The organism is Mycobacterium kyogaense (genome assembly GCF_003254575.1).
Taxonomy (GTDB): Bacteria; Actinomycetota; Actinomycetes; order Mycobacteriales; family Mycobacteriaceae; genus Mycobacterium; species Mycobacterium kyogaense.
In genome coordinates, this window is record NZ_QJUA01000015.1 from 31121 (window position 1) to 52205 (window position 21085).

At 68.1% G+C, this 21085-nt stretch carries 22 protein-coding genes and 1 tRNA gene; 13 read left to right on the forward strand and 10 right to left on the reverse strand.

Translation table 11 applies throughout. The annotated features are described in order from the left end of the window. Positions 1-66: 66 nt before the first annotated feature. The 3 genes from DMB80_RS12715 (at position 67) to rdgB (ending at position 2332) form a co-directional block, all read left to right on the forward strand. Positions 67-840 carry a cyclic nucleotide-degrading phosphodiesterase gene (locus tag DMB80_RS12715; RefSeq protein WP_111510186.1) on the forward strand — a complete coding sequence of 258 codons (774 nt, stop codon included), beginning with the start codon at positions 67-69 and terminating at the stop codon, positions 838-840. Between the two features lie 104 nt (positions 841-944). Next, positions 945-1727: a ribonuclease PH gene (gene rph / locus DMB80_RS12720; RefSeq protein WP_046364607.1), complete on the forward strand. Its 783-nt coding sequence runs from the start codon at positions 945-947 to the stop codon at positions 1725-1727. Further along, positions 1724-2332, forward strand: a complete 609-nt coding sequence (gene rdgB, locus DMB80_RS12725) for an RdgB/HAM1 family non-canonical purine NTP pyrophosphatase (protein WP_111510237.1) — start codon at positions 1724-1726, stop codon at positions 2330-2332. Before rph ends, rdgB begins: the two co-directional genes overlap by 4 nt. A gap of 4 nt (positions 2333-2336) precedes the next feature. Here rdgB and DMB80_RS12730 read toward each other — a convergent pair whose 3' ends face one another. Further along, positions 2337-2684 carry a DUF3817 domain-containing protein gene (locus tag DMB80_RS12730; RefSeq protein WP_111510187.1) on the reverse strand — a complete coding sequence of 116 codons (348 nt, stop codon included), beginning with the start codon at positions 2682-2684 and terminating at the stop codon, positions 2337-2339. Then, positions 2681-3061 (reverse strand): hypothetical protein, encoded by a 381-nt coding sequence (locus tag DMB80_RS12735; RefSeq protein WP_111510188.1) that lies wholly within the window; start codon positions 3059-3061, stop codon positions 2681-2683. The genes DMB80_RS12730 and DMB80_RS12735 overlap by 4 nt, the downstream gene beginning before the upstream one ends. 36 nt (positions 3062-3097) lie before the next feature. On the opposite strand from DMB80_RS12735, the gene DMB80_RS12740 reads away from it, so the two are divergent. Beyond that, a tRNA-Leu gene (locus DMB80_RS12740) sits at positions 3098-3181 on the forward strand. 82 nt (positions 3182-3263) lie between these two features. Here DMB80_RS12740 and DMB80_RS12745 read toward each other — a convergent pair. Further along, positions 3264-3506: a hypothetical protein gene (locus DMB80_RS12745; protein WP_111510189.1), complete on the reverse strand. Its 243-nt coding sequence runs from the start codon at positions 3504-3506 to the stop codon at positions 3264-3266. A gap of 166 nt (positions 3507-3672) precedes the next feature. Between DMB80_RS12745 and DMB80_RS12750 the strand changes: the two genes are divergently transcribed. Then, positions 3673-4569 carry an alpha/beta fold hydrolase gene (locus DMB80_RS12750; protein WP_111510190.1) on the forward strand — a complete coding sequence of 299 codons (897 nt, stop codon included), beginning with the start codon at positions 3673-3675 and terminating at the stop codon, positions 4567-4569. A gap of 32 nt (positions 4570-4601) precedes the next feature. Here DMB80_RS12750 and DMB80_RS12755 read toward each other — a convergent pair whose 3' ends face one another. Next, positions 4602-4874 (reverse strand): WhiB family transcriptional regulator, encoded by a 273-nt coding sequence (locus DMB80_RS12755; protein ID WP_046364602.1) that lies wholly within the window; start codon positions 4872-4874, stop codon positions 4602-4604. 141 nt (positions 4875-5015) lie between these two features. Here DMB80_RS12755 and DMB80_RS12760 point away from each other — a divergent pair, with 141 nt between their 5' ends. Then, complete coding sequence (locus DMB80_RS12760; RefSeq protein WP_240431162.1) at positions 5016-5666, forward strand: TetR/AcrR family transcriptional regulator; 651 nt, start codon at positions 5016-5018, stop codon at positions 5664-5666. On the opposite strand, the gene DMB80_RS12765 is transcribed toward DMB80_RS12760, so the two are convergent. Both DMB80_RS12765 and DMB80_RS12770 read right to left on the reverse strand, forming a co-directional pair. Beyond that, positions 5649-7448 carry a sulfatase-like hydrolase/transferase gene (locus DMB80_RS12765; protein WP_111510192.1) on the reverse strand — a complete coding sequence of 600 codons (1800 nt, stop codon included), beginning with the start codon at positions 7446-7448 and terminating at the stop codon, positions 5649-5651. The genes DMB80_RS12760 and DMB80_RS12765 overlap by 18 nt on opposite strands. A gap of 102 nt (positions 7449-7550) precedes the next feature. Beyond that, a complete protein-coding gene (locus tag DMB80_RS12770) occupies positions 7551-8126 on the reverse strand; it encodes a TetR/AcrR family transcriptional regulator (protein WP_111510193.1) in 576 nt (191 codons plus the stop codon). A gap of 119 nt (positions 8127-8245) precedes the next feature. On the opposite strand from DMB80_RS12770, the gene DMB80_RS12775 reads away from it, so the two are divergent. The 3 genes from DMB80_RS12775 to DMB80_RS12785 are packed head-to-tail and all read left to right on the forward strand — an operon-like array spanning position 8246 to position 12123. Then, on the forward strand, positions 8246-10486 hold the full coding sequence (locus DMB80_RS12775) for an acyl-CoA dehydrogenase family protein (protein WP_111510194.1): 2241 nt from the start codon (positions 8246-8248) through the stop codon (positions 10484-10486). Positions 10487-10501: 15 nt separating this feature from the next. Beyond that, positions 10502-11710: a thiolase family protein gene (locus DMB80_RS12780; RefSeq protein ID WP_111510195.1), complete on the forward strand. Its 1209-nt coding sequence runs from the start codon at positions 10502-10504 to the stop codon at positions 11708-11710. Between the two features lie 5 nt (positions 11711-11715). Next, entirely contained in the window at positions 11716-12123 is a 408-nt protein-coding gene (locus DMB80_RS12785) for a Zn-ribbon domain-containing OB-fold protein (RefSeq protein ID WP_111510196.1), read from the forward strand. On the opposite strand, the gene DMB80_RS12790 is transcribed toward DMB80_RS12785, so the two are convergent. Next, a complete protein-coding gene (locus DMB80_RS12790) occupies positions 12095-13423 on the reverse strand; it encodes an MFS transporter (protein ID WP_111510197.1) in 1329 nt (442 codons plus the stop codon). The genes DMB80_RS12785 and DMB80_RS12790 overlap by 29 nt on opposite strands. A gap of 70 nt (positions 13424-13493) precedes the next feature. Between DMB80_RS12790 and DMB80_RS12795 the strand changes: the two genes are divergently transcribed. Then, entirely contained in the window at positions 13494-14639 is a 1146-nt protein-coding gene (locus tag DMB80_RS12795) for a thiolase family protein (RefSeq protein WP_111510198.1), read from the forward strand. 4 nt (positions 14640-14643) lie between these two features. Here the strand turns inward: DMB80_RS12795 and DMB80_RS12800 are convergent, their stop codons facing one another. Beyond that, the gene (locus DMB80_RS12800; protein WP_111510199.1) at positions 14644-15942 is read right to left on the reverse strand and encodes an acyl-CoA dehydrogenase family protein; all 1299 of its coding nucleotides are present in this window, start codon (positions 15940-15942) and stop codon (positions 14644-14646) included. Positions 15943-16036: 94 nt separating this feature from the next. Between DMB80_RS12800 and DMB80_RS12805 the strand changes: the two genes are divergently transcribed. Beyond that, positions 16037-16714, forward strand: coding sequence for an IspD/TarI family cytidylyltransferase (locus tag DMB80_RS12805; protein WP_111510200.1), 678 nt, complete (start codon positions 16037-16039; stop codon positions 16712-16714). On the opposite strand, the gene DMB80_RS12810 is transcribed toward DMB80_RS12805, so the two are convergent. Beyond that, positions 16680-17396, reverse strand: a complete 717-nt coding sequence (locus tag DMB80_RS12810; protein ID WP_111510201.1) for an IspD/TarI family cytidylyltransferase — start codon at positions 17394-17396, stop codon at positions 16680-16682. The genes DMB80_RS12805 and DMB80_RS12810 overlap by 35 nt on opposite strands. 116 nt (positions 17397-17512) lie before the next feature. On the opposite strand from DMB80_RS12810, the gene DMB80_RS12815 reads away from it, so the two are divergent. Beyond that, complete coding sequence (locus tag DMB80_RS12815; RefSeq protein WP_111510238.1) at positions 17513-18730, forward strand: low temperature requirement protein A; 1218 nt, start codon at positions 17513-17515, stop codon at positions 18728-18730. Here the strand turns inward: DMB80_RS12815 and DMB80_RS12820 are convergent. Beyond that, the gene (locus DMB80_RS12820; protein ID WP_162938517.1) at positions 18720-19976 is read right to left on the reverse strand and encodes an MFS transporter; all 1257 of its coding nucleotides are present in this window, start codon (positions 19974-19976) and stop codon (positions 18720-18722) included. The genes DMB80_RS12815 and DMB80_RS12820 overlap by 11 nt on opposite strands. Positions 19977-20330: 354 nt before the next feature. Between DMB80_RS12820 and DMB80_RS12825 the strand changes: the two genes are divergently transcribed. Beyond that, positions 20331-21062: a MerR family transcriptional regulator gene (locus DMB80_RS12825; RefSeq protein ID WP_111510202.1), complete on the forward strand. Its 732-nt coding sequence runs from the start codon at positions 20331-20333 to the stop codon at positions 21060-21062. The last annotated feature ends 23 nt before the right edge of the window (positions 21063-21085 follow it).

Genomic DNA, 21085 nt, shown 5'->3' on the forward strand with positions numbered 1-21085 from the left:
GGGTCTCCCAAAGTATCGAGAAAGCGGCGATGTTTTCCGCATGGCGCTGGCGGGCATGGCAAGCTAGTGGGCGTGCGAGTCACCGTACTGGGGTGTTCCGGCAGTGTGGTCGGTCCCGACTCGCCCGCGTCCGGTTATCTGGTGACCGCGCCCGACACACCGCCGCTGGTTCTCGACTTCGGCGGGGGAGTCCTCGGCGCTCTCCAGCGCCACGCCGACCCGAATTCGGTGCACGTCCTGCTCTCGCATCTGCATGCCGACCACTGCCTGGATCTGCCCGGGTTGTTCGTGTGGCGTCGTTATCACCCGAGCCCGGCCACCGAGCGCGGCGTCGTGTACGGGCCCGCCAACACCTGGGCGCGGCTGGGCGCAGCGTCGTCGCCTGAAGGAGGGGAGATCGACGACTTCAGCGACATCTTCGACATCCGGCATTTCGTGGACAACCAGGCCGTCGAGATCGGGTCTCTGACGATCGTGCCGCGCCTCGTGTGTCATCCCACGGAGTCCTACGGCATGCGCATCACGGACCCGTCCGGCGCGACGCTGGTGTACAGCGGGGACACCGGCTACTGCGACGCGCTCATCGACTTGGCGCGCGGCGCCGACGTCTTCCTGTGCGAGGCGTCGTGGACGCATGATCCGAGCCGTCCCCCGCGGTTACACCTGTCGGGTACCGAAGCGGGTCGCGCCGCGGCCAACGCCGGGGTCGGGGAACTGCTGCTGACCCACATCCCGCCGTGGACGTCGCGCGAGGACGTCATCAGCGAGGCGAAGGCCGAATTCGACGGCCCGGTCCATGCGGTCGTCGCCAACGAAGCCTTCGACATCACGCGCGGCTGACCTTCCCTCATTCGCCCACACCGACGCGTGGGCGGGTTTGTGCGAGAGGCGGCCGCCATTACGTCGATCTCGGTGCTGTCATGGTGACCAGCTAGGGTTGGCCCGTGTCCAGACGAGAAGACGGCCGGCTCGACGACGAGCTTCGCCCGGTCACCCTGACCCGCGGCTTCACCACGCATCCGGCGGGATCGGTGCTGGTCGAGTTCGGGCAGACACGGGTGATGTGCACGGCGAGCGTCACCGAAGGCGTGCCTCGGTGGCGCAAGGGCTCGGGCCAGGGCTGGCTGACCGCGGAGTACGCGATGCTGCCCGCCGCCACCCACGACCGTTCCGACCGGGAGTCGGTGAAGGGCCGCGTGGGGGGTCGCACCCAGGAGATCAGCCGTCTGGTCGGGCGTTCACTGCGCGCCTGCATCGACCTGGCCGCGCTGGGGGAGAACACGATCGCGATCGACTGCGACGTGCTGCAGGCTGACGGTGGCACCCGCACTGCGGCCATCACCGGCGCGTACGTCGCCCTGGCGGATGCGGTGACGTACCTGGCCGCCACCGGGAAGCTCAAGGACCCGCGGCCGCTGTCGTGTGCGATCGCCGCGGTCAGCGTCGGCGTCGTCGACGGGCGCATCCGAGTGGATCTGCCCTACACCGAGGATTCGCGCGCCGAGGTGGACATGAACGTCGTCGCGACCGACACCGGCACGCTGGTCGAGATCCAGGGCACGGGAGAGGGCGCCACATTCCCGCGTTCGACTCTGGACAAGATGCTCGACGCGGCCATGGCCGCATGCGACCAGCTGTTCGTGGTGCAGCGCGAAGCGTTGGAGTTGCCGTATCCGGGGACGCTGCCCGAATCGGGCGAGCCCGCGAAGAAGGCGTTCGGAAGCTGACCCGGCTCCTGGTTGCCACCCGCAACCTCAAGAAGCTGACCGAACTCCAGCGGGTGCTCGATGCTGCCGGGGTGGCGGGTCTGTCGCTGCTGTCGCTGGCCGACGTCCCTGCGTTCGATGAGGCGCCCGAGACCGGAGCGACGTTCGAAGAGAACGCGCTGGCAAAGGCGCGCGACGCATACGCAGCGACGGGCCTGCCGTCGGTTGCCGACGATTCGGGCATCGAAGTGGATGCGCTCAACGCCATGCCGGGCGTGCTGAGTGCGCGGTGGGCGGGCCGGCACGGCGACGACGCCGCCAACACCGCGCTGCTACTCGCTCAGATGGCCGACGTCCCCGACGAGCGCCGCGGAGCGGCGTTCGTGTCCGCCTGTGCGCTGGTCCACGGCCCCGGCGAGGGCGACGCCGTCGTGGTGCGCGGCGAGTGGCGGGGCGCCGTCGTGCGCGAGCCGCGCGGCGCCGGGGGCTTCGGGTACGACCCGGTGTTCCTGCCGGCCGGATCGGAGCGCACGGCAGCGGAGCTGACGCCGCAGGAAAAGGACGCGGCGTCGCACCGGGGCCGGGCGTTGACCGCGCTGCTGCCGTCGCTGCGCGAGCTGGTCTGAGGGGTCAGCTCAGACCGAATTGAGCCTTGATCTTCTGCGTCTGGAAGTGCTCGACGATGATGCCGACCAGCGGGATCGTGCCGGCGAGAAGAATGCCGACGGTCTTGGCGATCGGCCAGCGGACCTTCACCGCCAAATTGGCCGTGAAGAGCAGATAGACGAAGTACACCCAGCCGTGCACGACGGCGATCCAGCCGAGCGAGTCGTCACCGAAGCCGTACTTCATCACCATCTCGTAGCAGAGCGCGATCAGCCAGACACCCGTGGCCCAGGCCATGACCCGGTATCCGGTGAGTGCTTTGCGGACGGTGTCGACGGAGGCGATCGGCGAGGGAGATTCGGGTGCGGTCACGTACCGGTTCCTGTCGTCTTGTCATCGCCATTGCTTCTGGCGAGTTCTGCGAGGTAAGCGTTGTATTCGCGCAGCGTCACATCGGCTTCGATCGGCGCTGCCTTCGGTCGCTCGGGGAGGAGGCCCGCCGGGATCTCGGTGGGCGTCTCCGTGCTCTGCGGGGCGGGCGGCGCATCCTCGTAGCGGACGAACTTGTAGTAGGCGTAGACGCAGAAGCCGGCGAACGCAGGCCACTGCAGCGCGTACCCCAGATTCTGGAAGTCGCCGGAGGTCGATTCGAAGCGTGTCCACTGCCACCACGCCAAGGCGAGGCAGCCCGAGGCAGCGGCGATCGTCAGCAGGATGAGCGCCGGCCTCCTACGCCGCGTAGTGGACACTGCTCAACGGTACCGCGTTACGATCGTCAGGCTCACGCGCGAGTGGCGGAATGGCAGACGCGCTGGATTTAGGTTCCAGTGTCTTCGGACGTGGGGGTTCAAGTCCCCCCTCGCGCACCAAATCTCGTGCTGGTGTGCGTCCAGAGCGTCGAATCGCCCCAACCTCAGCGCTAGGCGCACACCAGGCGCTGGCTGTGGGGAATCAGGCAGAAGCTTCGACCGGCGCCTGTTCGCGGGCCTGGGAGGTGAAGCAGAACATGCTCGCCGCGAAGCTCAGTAGCGCGACGGCTCCGGAGAGTAGGGCGAACAACGTCTCCGACAGACTCCAGCTGCCCAGCGCGAACGCGAGGGCGATGATCGCCGAGATCATCAGGAACAGGCCGGTGGTCGCCACGGCCTCGTTGAACGGGTCGTCTGCGCTGACGATTTCGGACTTCTCGCCCATGGCTTCCTCCTCTGGCTGCCGACATCGCAGCGTGTGGCCGGAAAGTTACCCGCTCGTCAACGAGGGAAAACCAAAGTCCGCGTGACCATGGTCACGCCTGTACGTCTGGAGTGTGTTTTGCGACGATCAGTCGCATGATGCCCGAGAACGAGGGAACTTTCTGAGCATGAGCGACGTGAAGTTCCTGGATCTGCACGGCGATCGGCTCGCCTACCGAGACGAGGGCAGCGGCGATGAGGTGCTGCTCCTCATCCACGGGATGGCGGGCAGTTCCGACACCTGGCGGTCGGTGATTCCGCGGCTGGCCAAGCGGTATCGCGTGATCGCCCCCGACCTCCTGGGGCACGGGCAGTCGGCGAAGCCGCGCAGCGACTACTCGCTGGGCGCCTTCGCGGTGGGTCTGCGTGATCTGCTCGACGAACTCGCCGTTCCCAATGTGACGGTGGTCGGTCAGTCTCTCGGTGGCGGCGTCGCGATGCAGTTCGCCTACCAGCATCGGGAGTACTGCCGACGACTGATCCTCATCAGCAGCGGCGGCCTCGGCCAGGACGTCGGATGGACACTGCGGCTGCTGTCCGCGCCGGGCGCAGAGTTCCTGCTGCCGGTCATCGCACCCCCGCCTGTGGTGCGGGTCGGCAACGCTGTTCGCGGTTGGTTGTCGTCGCACAGCATCCAGTCGCCGCGAGGTGCCGAGATGTGGAGCGCCTATGCGTCGCTGTCGGAATCGCAGACCCGGCAGGCGTTCCTGCGCACGCTGAGGTCGGTGGTGGACTATCGCGGGCAGGCGGTCAGCGCGCTGAACCGGCTGTACCTGACATCGGAGCTGCCAACACTAGTGATCTGGGGCGATGACGACCGCATCATCCCGGTCGAACACGGCCGGGCGCTGGCTGAACTCCGGCCGGCGTGCCGGCTCGAGGTGCTTCCCGGTGTCGGGCATTTCCCACACGTCGAGCAGCCCGACGCCGTCATCGACCTGATCGACGAGTTCGTCACCACGACCGCAACAGACGTCGAGCCCGTCGAGTCGACCGCCCTGGATCCCAGCGAACCTTCGCGCTGAATCTGGCGTCAGCGTCAGCGTCAGCGTCAGCGTCAGCGTTTGCGGACGGGGTGCCCGTTCCGCTCGGCGAGCGAACGCAGCTGCTTGAGAGCGAACTGTCTGTTGCGCCCTCCTTCGGGAAGCACGATGCCCGCCCACAGTCCGACGGCTCCGGGCGTCACGCACGCCTCACGCGCACACTGCCATCTACGTGGGCAGGACCGGCACAACTCCTTGGCGCCTTCATCGGTGGCGGTAGTCCACCGATCGGGATCGCGCGTGCACGGCGCGGTCCACGGCAACTCCGTGATCGATACCGGATTCATGGCCACACCCCTTCCTCGGCTCTGGGCATTCTTTGCCCTGTGCGTATTCCCCGTCGGCGACGACGATACGCCTGTATCGCAATGACGATACATTTGTATGGTGATGCCCGCTCGTGGGTGGAGTTGTCTACGGTTACCAACGTGGCCTCTGACGTGCGCGGCGGGAGATCTGAGGAACCCCGCAACATCGAGCGAATTCGGCAGGCCGCGCTGCAGAGTTTCGCCCGCAGCGGCACCGGCGCGACGACCATGCGCGGCGTGGCCGCCGCCGCTGGGGTGTCGCTGGGTCTGGTGCAGCATCACTTCGCGACCAAGGCCGGATTGATCGCGGCGGTCGACGAGTTCGTTCTCGAGCTCGTGGTGTCGTCGATGGCACGTCCGCTGCCGGAGCCACCCGTCGACTCGGTGGCCGAGATCGGCGGCCGCGTCACCGCGATATTCGCCGAGTATCCCGAAGTCGCCGCCTATCTGAGCCGCGCCCTGGTGGACGGCAGCGCGGTGGGGACTCGGCTCTTCGACGCGCTGATCGGCGTGGGTGTGGCGCGGTGGCAGCAGCGCATCGACCGCGGCGAGGTACGCGCGGACGTCGACGTCACCTGGGCCGCGATCAACGCCATCGTGCTGGCCCTCGGCGCGATCAGCCTCCGATCACACGTGGATCGGCATCTTCCTGCGCCGCTGACGGAGCCGGCGCAACTCGAACGCTGGCAGCGGGCGGTCGACACGCTGCTGCGCGACGGCCTGTTCGTGTCGCGATCGGAGCGGCCGGACGGTTCAGCGCCTGGGGAGTAGACGACCCGGACGCCGACGTCGCGGCGACCGGCGCCTAGCGTACGGCCACGGTTGATTTCTCTCCGGGACTGCTTCGGCGCGAACGGTTTTGAGCTGAGTCCGGAGGTAGGCACGCAGCTCGTGCATGTCGTCATCGGCCCACCGGTTGCGCACCTCTGTGGGATCGGCGTCCAGATCGTAGAGCTCCCACTGGTCGTCGAGCGGGTCCGACCGGTACATCGGCCCGCCGATTCCGGTCGCGGCCAGCTGGCGCACCCCTGGCTCTGTCCACGTCGCTGGATCGTCGAAGGACCGGACCAGTTTCCACAGGTGCGCCGCACCGTTCGGCGCGGTGTCTTCGTCCACGCGCAGCACCAGGCCTTCGAAATTGGCTGCGGTGTGGGCCGGGACGCGGATACGCAGCGGTCGAGGCACCGCGGATGTCAACCTCAGCATGCGGGCGACACCGGATGCTCCTGTGTCACCTTCCAGGACGTTGTCACGCGTCATCAGGTACACCGCCCGGGTGGTGTCGGCGTCAGCACCGTCGACGACAGGCATCAGGTCCCGGCCGGGGAGCGGGTGCACCTCGGTGAACGTCTCGGCGAGAGTGCGGGCGGTGGCCGGGATGTCGACGCCGGCAGCCGAGAGCAGAGTGGGCACCAGGTCGACGTGGGAGGTCGGCGCGCTCACGGTGCGAGCCGTCGACGAACGGCGTCCGACGCGGGCGATGACGAACGGAACCCGAGTGGCCTCGTCGTACAGGTTGAACCACTTCTGGTGCAGCCCGCCGTGAGCGCCCAGTAGATCGCCGTGGTCAGCGGTGCGCACCAGCACCGCGTCGTCGGAGCCGCCCTCGGTGACAGCGCGGCGTACCCGGTCGATCGGATCGTCGACTTCGGCGTGCAGACGGTAGTAGAGATCCCGATAGTTCTGCGCATCACGTTGGTAGGTGCGCTCGATCATTCTGCTGGGACCGTAGCCCGAGTAGTACGCGTCGCGAAAAGCGATCTGAGCGGCGGGTTTCGTGGACAGGTCCTCGTCGGCAGAGGGTGCAGGTGGCACCGGTGGGGGATCGAGGTGCGACGCGCGTAGCGGACTCCGCCGTGACCACGCCGGGAACAGCACGATGTCGTGAGGGTTGACGAAGCTCGCGACGAGGAGAAAAGGGCGAAGCGCAGCTGTTTCGCCGCGCCGCCGCCGTGCGTAGCGGTCCTCCAGCCAGGTGACCACGCGATCGGCGATCAACGGGTCGCGGCGGATGCCGGCGTCGGACAGTTTGGCGCCGTGGGGTTCCGGGCCCACCCAGCCGGAGAAGCCATACGGCCCTAGAGGATCGGCGTCGAGATATCTCGCGACGGCGCTCGGGTCGACCACGCCGTGGGAGTCGTTGGTGGCCAGGGGCCGGCCCGTGTCGGGGTCGACGAGATCAGCGTGGGAGATGTGCCACTTGCCGTCATAGTGGGTGTCATAACCGGCCGCGCGAAACCAGTTGCCGAGTGTGGGAACTTCGCCGGGTCGGAGCCACCGAAGCCGGGAGTCGTTGTACGCCTTGCCCATTCCGTCGGTCTGGGTGACACCGTGCAGATCGGGATACTGCCCGGTGAAGATCGTCGGCCGGCTCGGCACGCACGCCAACGAGCCCGTGTAGTGGCGGACGAACTGCACGCCGTGGTCGTCGAACCAGGCCCGGCCGGGCAGCTTCTCGCGGCGCCAGGCGGTCAGCGCGGCGGGCTCGTAGGGTGGCGCCGCTCGCTCCTCGTCGGTCATGACGATGACGATGTCCGGACGCGGTGATGTCATGTCGGGACCTTTCCGGTCGCCTGAGCCACCGAGTGCAGAAGCGCTCTGCCGCAGGCCCTGGTCATGGGTACATCATCGTCGCTGGCGCCCGTCGGCGTTCGGTTACCGCGCGGTCAGACCGGCGAGCACCGTGCGGGTGATCGATGCGGCGCGGTCGGTGGGGAACTCCCGACCTTCGGTCAGCACGGCCTGGACGATGCCGCCCACGATGGCGTCGGTCGCATCGGCGGCGACCGCCTCGCCGTAGCCGTGGCTGCGGAGCCTCGCGCGGACAGCGTCGCGCAGCGGAGTGGAGAAGCCCGCCCGCAGCCGCTGCCCGGTCTCCGGGTGTTCGATGCCGGCGATGGTCAGGAACCTCAGCATCGCGTTACCGCGGGCCGTGGTCAGCGCCGCCGCGAGTTCGACCGCCCAGACGCAGAGATCGGCCTCGACGTCGGCGGTCGCGGGGACCGGACGCAGTATGCGATCGGCGTCGGCGAGGATGACGTCGGCGGCCAGGGCGTGCCGGCTCGGCCACCAGCGGTAGATCGTCTGCTTTCCGACTCCGGCGCGGGCCGCCACCGCCTCGATGGTCAGTTTGTCGAAGCCGCGGAGCAGCAGGAGTTCTCGGGTCGCTGTGACGATCGCCTGACGCGACTTCTCGTTGCGTCGTCGTGGCGCGTCGACCGTCGCAGCCATGGCTGTGCCTCCCGTCCGACCTTCCCGTCGTCTTTACACGCCGCGGTCGTCCCCGTAGTGTGCCACAAGACGAGACGTTGCGTCTCGTAAGAATTTCACAACGTAGAGGGGTGAGCGCCATGGCAGTTGCACCGTCGATCGGTCTCACCCCCGAGCAGACGCAGCTCGCCGCTTCGGTCTCGGACTTCGCGGCGCGGCGCGCACCGATCGACAAGACTCGCGCCGCCTTCGACTCGCTCAGCGCAGGCAGGCTGCCCGACTGGTGGGACGACTTCACTGCCAACGGGTTTCATGCCGTGCATCTACCCGAGGATGTGGGCGGGGGTGGTGGCTCGCTGCTCGACGTCGCCTGTGTGCTGGAGGCCGTCGCCACCGCGATGCTGCCTGGTCCGGTGCTGCCGACGGTGATCGCCGGCGCCGTCGCCATGCTCGCCGACGACGAACCCGCCGCGCGAGACCTCCTGGGCAGACTCGCCCAGGGAACACCGGGCGCCGTCGTCGCCGACCGCGACGTACTGCGTGCCACCGCGACGGAGCACGGCTGGACGCTGAACGGCTCGACGTCGGCCGTCCCGGGGCTCTGTTCCGCGCAGGTCGTCATCGTCACCGCGCGCTCCGCGGGCCGGACACTGTGGCTGATCGTCGATCCCACGGCCCCGGGTGTGGAGGCGTCCCCGCTCGACGGCACCGACAAGACCGTCGACGTCGGCGTGCTCCGGTTCGATGACTACGCCTGCCCGGCGCAGCACCGGCTCACCGGCATCGACGACACCCGCGCGCAGTGCCTGGCGCTCGCGTTGACCGCGGCGGCCGCGTCCGGCGTCATCCGGTGGTGTGTGGCAGCAGTGACCGAGCATCTACGCACCCGCGAGCAGTTCGGCAAGCCGATCGGCGCCTTCCAGGCGCTGCAGCATCAGGCGGCAATGCTCCTGGTGCACAGCGAACTCGCCACCGCGGCCGCGTGGGACGCCGCTCGCTCGGCATCGGAGTCGCTGACGCAGAACAGGATCGCCGCCGCGACGGCGGCGCTGATGTCGATCGGCCCCGCGCCGGGTTTCGTGCTGGACGCACTGACGATGTTCGGCGCGATCGGCTACACCTGGGAGCACGATCTCCACCTGTACTGGCGCAAGGCCACCAGCCTGGCCGCCTCCATCGGGCCGATCAGCCGCCACGCCTATCAGCTCGGCGACCTCACGCGCCTCGAAAGCCGGGACGTATCAGTCAAACTCGGCGACACAGAACCCGACTTCCGGACGTTCGTCGCCGGCGTGCTCGACGAGGCCGCCACGCTGCACAACGATCAGCCCGGCCGCCAGGGCGACTATCCGAATCTCGCGACCGGACCGCAGCGGACCCTGCTCGCCGAGGCGGGATTGATCGCTCCGCACTGGCCCCGGCCGTGGGGCGTCGATGCCACGACCCGCCAGCAGTTGATCATCGACGAAGAATTCGCCAGGCGACCCCAGCTGGTCCGCCCCTCGCTGGGCATCGCGGAGTGGATTCTGCCCTCGCTGATCAGTGCGGCGCCCGAACACGTGGCGCAGCAGTTGATCCCACCCACGGTGCGCGGCGAACTGGGCTGGTGCCAACTGTTCAGCGAACCGGGCGCGGGCTCGGATCTGGCTGCGCTCACCACACGCGCCGTCAAGGTCGACGGGGGCTGGCGCATCACCGGGCACAAGATCTGGACGTCCTCGGCGCACACCGCCGATTACGGCGCGCTGTTGGCCCGCACCGATCCCGACGCGGCCAAGCATCGCGGCATCGGCTATTTCGTCGTCGACATGCGTTCCGATGGCATCGATCTGCAGCCCATCCGGCAGGCCACCGGTGAGGCGCATTTCAACGAGGTCTTCCTCACCGACGTGTTCGTGCCCGACGAACTGCTGCTCGGCGGTCCGACGGACGGCTGGCGGCTGGCCATCGCGACCATGGCCCAGGAGAGGGTGGCCATCAGCGCCTACATCAAAGAGGACCGTGCCGTGATCCTGCGTGCGCTCGCCGGCCGCGGCGGGCCTGACCACGTTCAGGTACTCGCCGCCCTCGGCGATGCGGACGCGCTCGCGACGGCGATCAAGGTGTTGGCGGTGCGCGAGGTGCTGCGTCTGCTCGACGGACAGGCGCCCGGTGCGGCGTCCAGCGTGGCCAAGGTGGCGATGAACGTGATGCTGCGTCGCACGTTCGCAGCGACCCTCGAACTGTCCTCTCCTGCGGGACTTCTGGAGGATGACGGAATCCACGGCGCATCGCTGATCGAGCAGTACTTCCAGCTGCCGGCCGAACTGATCGGCGGCGGTACCAAGGAGATCCAGCTCAACATCATCGCCCAGTTCATTCTCGGGCTCCCTCGTCCCTGATCGACAGGAGTGCACATGGGTTTGCGTGGCGAGGCCGCCATCGTCGGATACGTCGAGCTGCCGCCGGAACGGATGAAGGGGGCGACGCCGGCTCCGTTCATGATCGAGCAGTGGGCGGAGCTCGCCGGCGCGGCCCTGGCCGACGCCGGACTGTCCGGTGACGACGTCGACGGCATCGTCACCACCCATCTCGCCGAGTCGGAGATCTTCGTCCCGTCCACGGTTGCCGAATACCTCGGTGTGCAAGCCAACTTCGCCGAGCTGGTCGACCTCGGCGGTGCGAGCGCCGCGGCGATGGTGTGGCGCGCCGCGGCCGCGATCGAGCTCGGCATCTGTGACGTCGTGGTCTGCGCAATCCCGGCGCGTTATCTGACTCCGATGTCGCAGCGGCGCCCGCGACCGCTGACCGACGCAGTGTTCTTCGGCGCGTCGAGCAATCAATACGGCTCGCCGCAGGCGGAATTCGAGATCCCGTACGGCAATCTCGGGCAGAACGGTCCTTACGGCCAGGTGGCCCAGCGTTACGCGTCGGTGTACGGCTACGACGAACGTGCGCTGGCGAAGATCGTCGTCGACCAGCGCGTGAATGCCAACCACACCGACGGCGCGATCTGGAAGGACACGCCGCTGACCATCGACGACGTGCTGGCCAGCCCGGTGATCGCCGATCCGCTGCACATGCTCGAGATCGTGATGCCCTGCCTCGGTGGTGCCGCCGTCGTGGTGGCCAATGCCGACGTCGCCGCGCGCGCGGCGCGCAGACCGGTGTGGGTCAAGGGCTTCGGCGAGCAGGTGCCCTTCAAGACGCCCACCTACGCCGAGGATCTGCTGCACACGCCGATCATCCGCGCCGCTGAGACGGCGTTCACGATGTCGGGTCTGACCCGCGCGCAGATGGACATGGTGTCGATCTACGACTGCTACACGATCACCGTGCTGCTCAGCCTCGAGGACGCCGGCTTCTGCGAGAAGGGTGCCGGCATGCAGTTCGTCACCGACCATGACTTGACCTTCCGCGGTGATTTTCCGCTCAACACCGCAGGCGGACAGCTCGGTTTCGGTCAGGCGGGCAACGCCGGCGGGATGCACCACGTATGCGATGCGGCGCGTCAGATCATGGGCCGCGCCGGGGCGGCGCAGGTGCCCGGGTGTGACCGCGCCTTCGTCTCGGGCAACGGCGGCATCCTGTCGGAGCAGACGACCCTTGTCCTGGAAGGAGATTAGGCGAGATGACGTTCGAGCGACCGATGCCGGTGAAGACGCCGACCACCGCACCCTTCTGGGACGCGTTGGCCGAACACCGGGTGATGATCCAGTACTCGCCGTCGTCTCAGTCGTATGTGTTCTATCCGCGAGTGCGTGCCCCGCGCACGCTCGCCGACGATCTGGAATGGCGCGAGATCTCCGGGATGGGCACGCTGTACACCTTCACGGTTGCGCGCCGGCCCGTCGGTCCGCACTTCGCCGACGCGGTGCCCCAGCTGCTGGCCATCGTGGAATGGGATGAGGGACCCCGGTTTTCGACCGAGTTGGTCAATGTCGAGCCGACGGACATCACGATCGGCATGCGCGTGCGGCCGGTGTTCTGCCACTACCCCGAGCACGAGGTCACGATGCTGCGGTACGAGCCGGCGTGACGGCCACCTTCTGCAGCGGACGGCGAGCGGTCTCGGCCATGGTCAGCACCGTCAGCAAGGTGACCACCGCCGCTCCGATCACGTAGTAGGCCGGGGCGATGTCGTTGCCGGTGCGCGCCACCAGCCAGGTCGCCACATAGGGTGCGGTGCCACCGAAGATCGCCACCGAGATGTTGTAGCCGATCGAGTAGCCGCTGGACCGCACCCGGGTGGCGAACAGTTCGGCGCCGGCTGCCAGCGCGGTGGAGGCGAATACGGCCTCGATGGCCGCCAGTGCGGCGTGTGCAATGATGGCCGCGGCCAGTGAACCGCTGGTCAGCAGCAGGAACAGCGGGTAGGTGAACACGGCGAACAGGATCGACCCGGCGATCAGCAGCGGTTTGCGCCCGACCCGGTCCGACAGCGCGCCCAGGAGAGGGATCAGCGCGATCGCCACGAGGCTGGCCACCGTGATGGACACGAACGAGTCGGTCTTGCTGAATTCCAGCGTCTTGGTGAAATAGCTGGGTAGGAACGTGAACACGACGTAGAAGCCGACGTTGTGGATGACGACCAGGCCGATGATCTGCAGAATCGGCCGCCACGCGTGGGTGAACGCCTCCTTCAGCGGTGACGACGACACCTCACCCTCCTCGCGCAGCGCGGTGAATTCCGGGGTGTCGCCCAGCCGGGTCCGGATGTAGAGGCCGACGGCGCCGAGCAGCCCGGCGATCAGGAACGGTATCCGCCAGCCGTAGGCGTCCATCGCGGCTTCCGAGAGCAGGGCTTCCAGTGCGGTCACCGTCACCGAGCCGAGTAGGAAGCCGACGACGACGGACCAGACGAGGAAGGACACCACGAAGCCGCGATGCCGGTCGCTGGCGTACTCGGCGAGAAAGCATGCCCCACTGCCGTATTCACCACCCGCGGAGAAGCCCTGCAGACAGCGCAGGAGCAGCAGCAGGATCGGGGCGAACACGCCGATGGTCTGGTAGCTCGGCACCAACCCGATCGCGAACGTGGACGCCGACATGACCAGGATGACCACCGCCAGCACGCGCTGGCGGCCGATCCGATCGCCCAGAGGGCCGAAGAAGAACCCGCCGAGCGGCCGCATGAAGAACGCCGCGGCGAAGACCGCGAACGTGTTGAGCAGCGCGGCGGTCTCATCGCCGGGCGGGAAGAACTTCTCGGCGATGTAGGTCGCGAGGAAGCCGTAGATCGCGAAGTCGAACCACTCGACGGCGTTGCCGATCGCGGCCCCGCGCACAGCCTTGGCGACGGGAACGTGTGCGGCGGGCGCAGGGTCAGCGCTGGGCATGCGCGAGCATTCCCGTTTCCCGGCCCGAACTAACGCCGGTGGGACGAGGCCGGGGTGTAGGTTCGAGGCCATGCGCGAGACCGTCATCGTCGGGGCGGTACGCACACCCGTCGGCAAGCGCAACGGCGGTCTGTCCGACCAGCACGCCGCCGACCTCTCGGCACTCGTGCTCAACGAACTCCTCGAGCGCACCGGTGTGGACGTCGATCTCGTCGACGACGTCGTGTGGGGTTGCGTGTCTCAGGTGGGCGACCAGTCGAGCAACATCGGGCGGTTCGCGGTGCTGGCCGCGGGCTGGCCGGAACGTATTCCCGGCACCACCGTGAACCGGGCCTGCGGATCCAGCCAGCAGGCACTGGATTTCGCCGTCCACGCGGTGATGTCCGGCCAGCAGGACGTGGTGGTGGCCGGGGGAGTCGAGGTGATGAGCCGCGTCCCGCTGGGCGCCGCGCGCGCCACCGGCATGCCCTACGGGCCCAAAGTGCTTGCCCGATACGACGACTTCTCGTTCAACCAGGGCCTCTCGGCAGAGATGATCGCCCGCCGCTGGAACCTGTCTCGCACGCGTCTCGACGAGTACTCGGCGCGCTCGCACGCCCTGGCCGCCGCCGCGCAGGACAGCGGCGCCTTCATCGACCAGATCATGCCGGTCTTCACCGATGACGACGTGATCTCCGTCGATGAGGGCATTCGGCGTGGCACCACCGCCGAGAAGCTGTCGGCGCTCAAGCCCGCATTCGCCGACGACGGGGTGATCCACGCCGGCAACTCCTCGCAGATCTCCGACGGCGCGGCCGCGTTGCTGGTGACGACGGCGGAGAACGCAGTGCACCTGGGGGTCACTCCGCTGGCGCGCTATCGCGCAGGGGCCGTCACCGGGGCGGATCCGACGTTCATGCTGACCGCCCCGATCCCTGCGACGGAGAAGGTCCTGCACAAGGCCGGTCTCGAGTTGGCCGACGTCGGGGTGTTCGAGGTCAACGAGGCGTTCGCACCGGTGCCGCTGGCGTGGTTGGCGGACACCGGCGCCGATGAGGCGAAGCTCAATCCGCTCGGGGGAGCCATCGCTCTCGGCCACCCGCTGGGCGCATCGGGTGCGGTGCTGATGACGCGGATGATCCATCACATGCGCGACAACGGTATTCGCTACGGGCTACAGACGATGTGCGAGGGCGGCGGCACCGCCAACGCCACCGTGGTCGAACTCGTGCAGTGACGGTTCACAGATTCCCGATGTCGTGTTCGAGATGGTCGGCAAAGCGTGCTCGCGCCGCTTCCCGTTTGCGCGGCAGCCATTCTGACGGCCAGACGTCGTCGCTCGCGGAGTAGCCCCGCAGTATCTGCTTGGCCACGGTCGTCTTGTGCACCTCGGTCGGGCCGTCGGCCAACCCCAGTACCGCCGCGCCGGTCACCATGGACATCAGCGGCATCTCGTTGCTGACACCCAGTGCGCCGTGCACCTGCATGGCGCGCCACGCGATGTCGTGCAGCACCGTCGGCATCACGACCTTCACCGTGGCGATGTCCTTGCGTACCACCTTGTAGTCGTTGTACTTGTCGATCTGCCATGCGGTGTAGAGCACCAGTAGGCGGAACTGCAGCAGTTGGGCGTAGCTGTCGGCGATGTAGGCCTGCACGGTCTGTTTGTCGGCGAGCAGGCTGCCCGCGGTCCGGCGGCTCAGTGCCCGCTCGCACATCATGTCGATCGCCTTGCGGGCCAGCCCGATCGTGCGCATCGCGTGGTGGATGCGGCCCCCGCCCAGGCGGGTCTGGGCGATCACGAAGGCCTGCCCTTCGCCGCCGAGCACAGCCGAATCCGGCACGCGCACATCGTGATAGTGGATGAGTGCGTGGCCGCCCTGCCCTTCCGGCTCGCCGTGCAGGCCGACGTCGCGGACGATCTCCACCCCCGGAGTGTCGGTCGGCACCAGGAACATCGACATGCCTTGATACGGGCTCACATCCGGGTTGGTCACCACCATCACGATCAGAAACGACGCGGTGCTGGCGTTGGAGGAGAAGTACTTCCACCCGTTGATCACCCAGTGGTCCCCGTCGCGGACGGCACGGGTGGTGAACTGCGTCGGATCGGCGCCGCCCTGGGGTTCGGTCATCGAGTAGCTGGAGAACAATTCTCCGTCGAGCAGCGGACGCAGGTAGCGCTCCTTCTGGTCGGGTGTGCCGTAGTGGGCGAGGATCTCCGCGTTGCCGGTGTCGGGGGCCTGGCAGCCGAAGATGACCGGCGCCCATGACGAGCGGCCGAGGATCTCGTTGAGCAGCGCCAGCTTCAGCTGCCCGTAGCCCTGACCGCCCAGGTCCGGACTCAGATGCGTCGCCCACAGGCCTTTCGCGCGCACCCGCTGCTTGAGGTCGTCGACGACGGTGCGGCGCGCCGGGGTCAGCGGGGTGTACTGCAGGTGCGGCCAGACCAGATCGAGCGGCTCGACCTCGTCTCGGACGAATTCATCCGCCCAGTCCAGCACCTGTTGGTAGTCGGGGTCGGTGGCGAAATCCCACATGCGGTCTCCTCGTCGTGAAGCGCTTCCCCCCACCCTGTCTCCGGGGGTGCTGGCGGCGGAGCGTTTTCGTGTTCTTCGGTATAGCCTCGGCCGCGTGGACGTGACCGCGATTCTTCCCGTGCCGGCTCACCTGGCCGACCGGGCCGACACCGTGCTGTCGCCCGTGGCGGGTGAGTCCGCTCTGATCCGCGGCGTGCGGGCGCTCGCCGAGGTCGCGTCCGTCATCGTCGCCGCCGCACCGATGCTGGCCGATCCGGTCCGCGAACTCCTTGTGCAGCAGGGTTTTTCGCAGACGAGGGTGGTGACGGCGGAGGCGCCCGGGGATGCCGCGCGGTGCGTCGCGGCGGCACTGGCCGACGATCACGTCACCGATGAGATTCTCGTGCACGACGTCGGGTGGCCGCTGGTCGACCCCGACGTCGTGGGGCGGCTGATGGCGGCCCTGCGGGACGGCGCGCAGTGGGTGGCGCCGGCGCGGCCGGTCACCGACAGCATCAAGGCCGTCGACGGCGACGGAGCCGTTGTCGCGACGCTGGACCGCGCGGAGCTCGAGGTGATGCAGTACCCGCGCGGGTTCGCCGCCGACGTGCTGCGGCGCGCGCTGAGCGGCGCCGCGGCCGACCGGTTCGACGATCTCGACGTCGTGCTGTCAGCCCACGCGCGTCTGCAACTCGTCGCGGGAGATCCGCATGCGTTCGGCGTGGAGCTGCCGCGGGACGCCGACTATCTCGCGGCGGTCATGGCGAGCCGGCAGCGCGATTCTGCGCGGTGAGCAGATGGTGGGCCACCGCGACGTCGCCGGGATAGGTCACCTTCAGGTTCGCCGCGCTGCCCGGGAAGGTTCGGACGCGGATGTCGGTGTAGCGCTCGACGCACGACGAGGTGTCCGTGCCCTCGAAGCCGTCGCGCTCGGCGAGGCGGTATGCCTGGAGCACGTCGCGGGCGCGGAAGGCCTGGGGTGTCTGAACCCGCACGACGTCCTCGGTCAGCGGATGCGCATCGCCGCCGCTCACCCGAGCCAGACCGGTGACGGGAAGTGCGGGCAGTGCTCCACCGACGTCGCGTGCCAGGGTGATCGCCGTGGTGAACATCCCGGCATCGGCGAGCGGGCGGGCGGCGTCGTGGATCAGGATCACCTCGACCGCACCGGATTCGATGTCGCCGGACAGATGGCGCAGGACGTTGCGCTCGGATTGGTGCCGGGTGGGTCCGCCCTCGACGAACTCGACAGCGGCGCCGGGCAGTTCGCGGGCGACGGTGCTGCGCGCCAGCTCGGACTCGCCTTGCCGGAACACCAGCACGGTACGGGCCACCTCCGGTATCCGGACCGCAGTGTCGAGCGACCACACGAGCATGCTGCGGCCGTCCAGCGTCAGGTAGGCCTTGTTGCCGTCGGCGCCGACGCGGGAGCCGCTCCCTGCGGCCAGGACCACGGCCACCGCGTCGGAATGCATGCACGCACAGTAACTCCGGTACGGTCCACTCCCAGCGTCCAAGGGGGTAGCCGGTGACCGAACAGCCACATGCGCCGAGTGCCGGCGTGCAGACCGCAGCGCATCGCGTCCGGAAGATGATCGGGCGCGATCCGCACGAGTCCCATCGGGTCGCGACGCCGCTGGAACTGCTCTTCGACCTGACCTTCGTCGTGGCGTTCGGCATCGCGGCGTCCCAGCTCGCCCATCTGTTCGCCGCCGGGCATGTGCTCGCCGGACTTGCCGCGTTCTTCTTCGCGACGTTCGCGGTGAGCTGGGCGTGGATCAACTTCAGCTGGTTCGCCTCGGCCTTCGACACCGACGACTGGGTGTACCGGCTGACCACCATGGTGCAGATGGTGGGGGTGATCGTGCTGGCCCTGGGGATTCCGCAGATGTACAGCTCGATCGAGCACGGCGAGCACGTGGACAACGCCGTCGTGGTCGCCGGCTACGTGGTGATGCGGGTGGCGATGGTGACGCAGTGGCTGCGGGCCGCCCGCCAGGATCCGGCCCACCGTCGGGCGTGTCTGACCTATGCGCTGTGGATCACGCTGGCGCAGGCAGGGTGGATCGCCGCGATCTTCGTCCACACCTCCCTCGCTGTCACCGCGGCGATCGTCGTCGGTCTGGTGCTGGTGGAGATGATGGGCCCGGTGCTGGCCGAGTCGAAGGGCGGCGGTACGCCGTGGCATGCGCATCACATCGCGGAGCGGTACGGGCTGTTCACGATCATCGCGCTCGGCGAAGGGGTGGTCGGCACGGTCGCCTCGCTGACCGCGGTGGTGGAGGCCCAGGGTTGGACGTTCGACGCGGCGTTCGTCGCGGTGGCCGGCATCGGGCTGACGTTCGGCATGTGGTGGACCTACTTCGCGCTGCCGCAGGCCGAGATCCTGCACGTGCGCCGGGAGCGCTCGTTCTGGTTCGGCTACCTGCACATCGTGGTGTTCGGGGCGATCGTCGCGACCGGCGCGGGGCTGCACGCAGCGGCGTATTACCTGGAGCACCATTCGGAGCTCGGTTCGGTGGCGACGGTGGCGACCGTGGTCGTGCCGGTCGGCATCTACCTGTTGATGGTCTACGTGCTGGGGGCGGTGCTGACGCGTACGTTCGCGCTCTTCCACGCGGCGGTGATGCTGGTGACCGCGGCAGTGTTGGCGACGGCGGTGGTGCTCGCGGCGGCCGGGATCTCGATGGCCAACTGCCTGCTGATCGTGACGCTCGCTCCCGTCGTCTCAGTGGCGGCACACGAGGTCCGCGGGCAGCGGCACACCGCGGCCGCGGTTGCGCGGGCCGTCGATGCGGCTAGCCGTTGATGCCCTCCAGCAGCATCCGGTCGTCCTGCTGGGCCAGCAGGCGGCGGGCTTTGCGGCGGGTGATCAGGATGCCGGTGACCGCCAGCGCCCAGACCGCGTACTGAAGTGTCCAGGCCCACCGGAAAGAGTCGAAGGACAGTCCGCCGGTGGCTTGCAGGATCACGCCCATCATCTGCATGAGCACCAGCGAGGCCAGGAAACCGCCCATGTTGACCATGCCCTGCGCGGTTCCGAGGGTGTGGCTGGGATTGAAGGTCCGCGCGAAGTCGAAGCCGACCATGGAACCCGGTCCGCCGACGGAGATGACGACGATGAGGACCACGAGCAGCCACACCGGTGCTCTGTGGGGGAGCGCCAACACGACGGTCCAGATCGCGGCGTTGCTCGCGATGATCCAGAGGACCAGACGTGAGCGACGGTGCGGAAACCGTCCGGTGAGCACGCCGATGACCAGCCCGGCACCGATCGCGGCGACGACCGAGATGGTCAGCAACGTCCCCGCCGCCGTGGCGGACAGGCCCTGGGCCACCGTCAGGTAGGGCACCCCCCACATCAGCGCGAAGACCGTGACGGAGAACTGCGTGCCCATGTGGGTGAAGAAGCCCAGGCGGGTGCCCGGCCGCAGCCAGACCGTCTTGACGCTGGCCAGTGTCTCCCGGACGCCCAACGTCTGCGCGCTGACCGCGACGCCGTCGGGCGCGTTCTTGACCAGCGCCCCGACCAGCACGAGGACGAGTGCGCCCAGCGCGGCGGCGGACGTGTAGGCCGGAGTCCAACCGGACCCGGACAGCAGGGCGAGGAACGGCACCGCGCTCAGCACCTGTCCCAGTTGCCCGCAGATGCCGGTCAATTGCGTCACCAGCGGCACCTGCCGCGCCGGAAACCACCGGGGCACCAGGCGCAGGACGGAGATGAACGTCATCGCGTCGCCGAGTCCCACGACTGCGCGCGCGGCGAGGGCGAGCGGTAGTGACGTCGTCACAGCCAGCACCAGCTGGCCGGTGGCCATCAGAGTGGCTCCGGCGAGGATGAGGGCACGCGATCCGTACCTGTCGAGCAACAGCCCTGCGGGGACCTGTGCGCCGGCGTAGACGACCACCTGCAGCACGACGAACGTCGAGAGGAGGCCGGGGCCGGCAGCAAATCGCTCGGCGGCGGGCAGCCCGGAGACGCCGAGGGTGGTGCGATCGAGAACAGCCACGATGTAGGCGAGAAGTCCGGTCGCCCAGATGATCCAGGGGCGCACGATGCAACCTCTCGGTGCGAATCTCGACGGAAACGGGTGGCTCGGCGCGGCCGGACCACCCGTCCATGGTCTCGCATCAGGCTGTGCCGATGCCAACCGATTTCCTGACGATTCGGTCACTCGATGCCCGCGCGGCGGGCAAACATGTTGGCTGAAACTGCACGGCAATGACGTGTGTATTACGTCGATGTGATCGATCGTTGCAGCTGAAACGCCGTGTCAGGCGAACTTACTCGTCGGAAAGATAGGGCGGGAATACTTCGCTCACGCGGTAGCCGGGCGGGTTACAGTGGAGCACTAGCTGCGCAGGCCATCGTCTGGCCTCTTACCGGCAGCGTCGAGGGGGGTGTCGCAGTGGCTGAATATCGGCTCGAGGATTTGGCCCGGGAATCCGGGGTCAGTACCCGCAACATCCGCGCCTATCGGGAACGTGGGCTGCTGGATCCGCCGCGCCGGGTGGGTCGCTCCGCTTTGTACGACGACTATCACCTCTCGCAGCTGAACACGATCAGCCAGTTGCTGCGCAAGGGGTACAACTCGGCCCACATCGCCGAGTTCTTCACCAGCATGCGTGAGGGCGAGGACCTCGCCGACATCCTGGGTCTGCAACGGGCGGTGCTCGGCCCGGACGGCGACGATCAGGACGGCCCCGCCCTGCCGATCGAGCCCGACTCGCCGGAGGCGAGCGCGTTGATCGCCCACGGCCTGGCGGAGGTGAAGGGGCGCAAGCTGGTGCTCGTCGACACCGATGCCGCCGAGATCCTGGCTCGCTCCCACGACCACACCGTGTACGTCCGGACGCTTCTGCGATTCGTCGAGGCCGCCGACAGGTCGGTGGAGGATCTTGCCGAGGCGTTTGTGAACAGCCTGGTGGAGCTGTATCAGGCGGAGGTCGGACAGTCATACCTGCCGAAGCCGGACGAGATGGGCCGGCTTCGCCAGATCGTCGAGGACTACCGCCTGCTGGGCAAGAAGGTGATGGCGTCGCGGTTCGATCTGGCGACGCGCCGGCTGATGTCCTCGTCCGGGTCGGATTACACCGCGGGCATCCTGCTCACCGGGGTCTGGGAGCGGCCGACAGGCTAGCGGTCGGGGCGACGCCGTCAGAC

Excerpts from the sequence above, each read along its gene's own strand:
- DMB80_RS12745 (WP_111510189.1), bottom strand. The coding sequence starts at position 3,506 with ATGGGCGAGAAGTCCGAAATCGTCAGCGCAGACGACCCGTTCAACGAG.
- DMB80_RS12750 (WP_111510190.1), top strand. The coding sequence starts at position 3,673 with ATGAGCGACGTGAAGTTCCTGGATCTGCACGGCGATCGGCTCGCCTAC.
- DMB80_RS12755 (WP_046364602.1), bottom strand. The coding sequence starts at position 4,874 with ATGAATCCGGTATCGATCACGGAGTTGCCGTGGACCGCGCCGTGCACG.
- DMB80_RS12765 (WP_111510192.1), bottom strand. The coding sequence starts at position 7,448 with ATGACATCACCGCGTCCGGACATCGTCATCGTCATGACCGACGAGGAG.
- DMB80_RS12770 (WP_111510193.1), bottom strand. The coding sequence starts at position 8,126 with ATGGCTGCGACGGTCGACGCGCCACGACGACGCAACGAGAAGTCGCGT.
- DMB80_RS12775 (WP_111510194.1), top strand. The coding sequence starts at position 8,246 with ATGGCAGTTGCACCGTCGATCGGTCTCACCCCCGAGCAGACGCAGCTC.
- DMB80_RS12780 (WP_111510195.1), top strand. The coding sequence starts at position 10,502 with ATGGGTTTGCGTGGCGAGGCCGCCATCGTCGGATACGTCGAGCTGCCG.
- DMB80_RS12785 (WP_111510196.1), top strand. The coding sequence starts at position 11,716 with ATGACGTTCGAGCGACCGATGCCGGTGAAGACGCCGACCACCGCACCC.
- DMB80_RS12790 (WP_111510197.1), bottom strand. The coding sequence starts at position 13,423 with ATGCCCAGCGCTGACCCTGCGCCCGCCGCACACGTTCCCGTCGCCAAG.
- DMB80_RS12795 (WP_111510198.1), top strand. The coding sequence starts at position 13,494 with ATGCGCGAGACCGTCATCGTCGGGGCGGTACGCACACCCGTCGGCAAG.
- DMB80_RS12800 (WP_111510199.1), bottom strand. The coding sequence starts at position 15,942 with ATGTGGGATTTCGCCACCGACCCCGACTACCAACAGGTGCTGGACTGG.
- DMB80_RS12810 (WP_111510201.1), bottom strand. The coding sequence starts at position 17,396 with ATGCATTCCGACGCGGTGGCCGTGGTCCTGGCCGCAGGGAGCGGCTCC.
- DMB80_RS12815 (WP_111510238.1), top strand. The coding sequence starts at position 17,513 with ATGATCGGGCGCGATCCGCACGAGTCCCATCGGGTCGCGACGCCGCTG.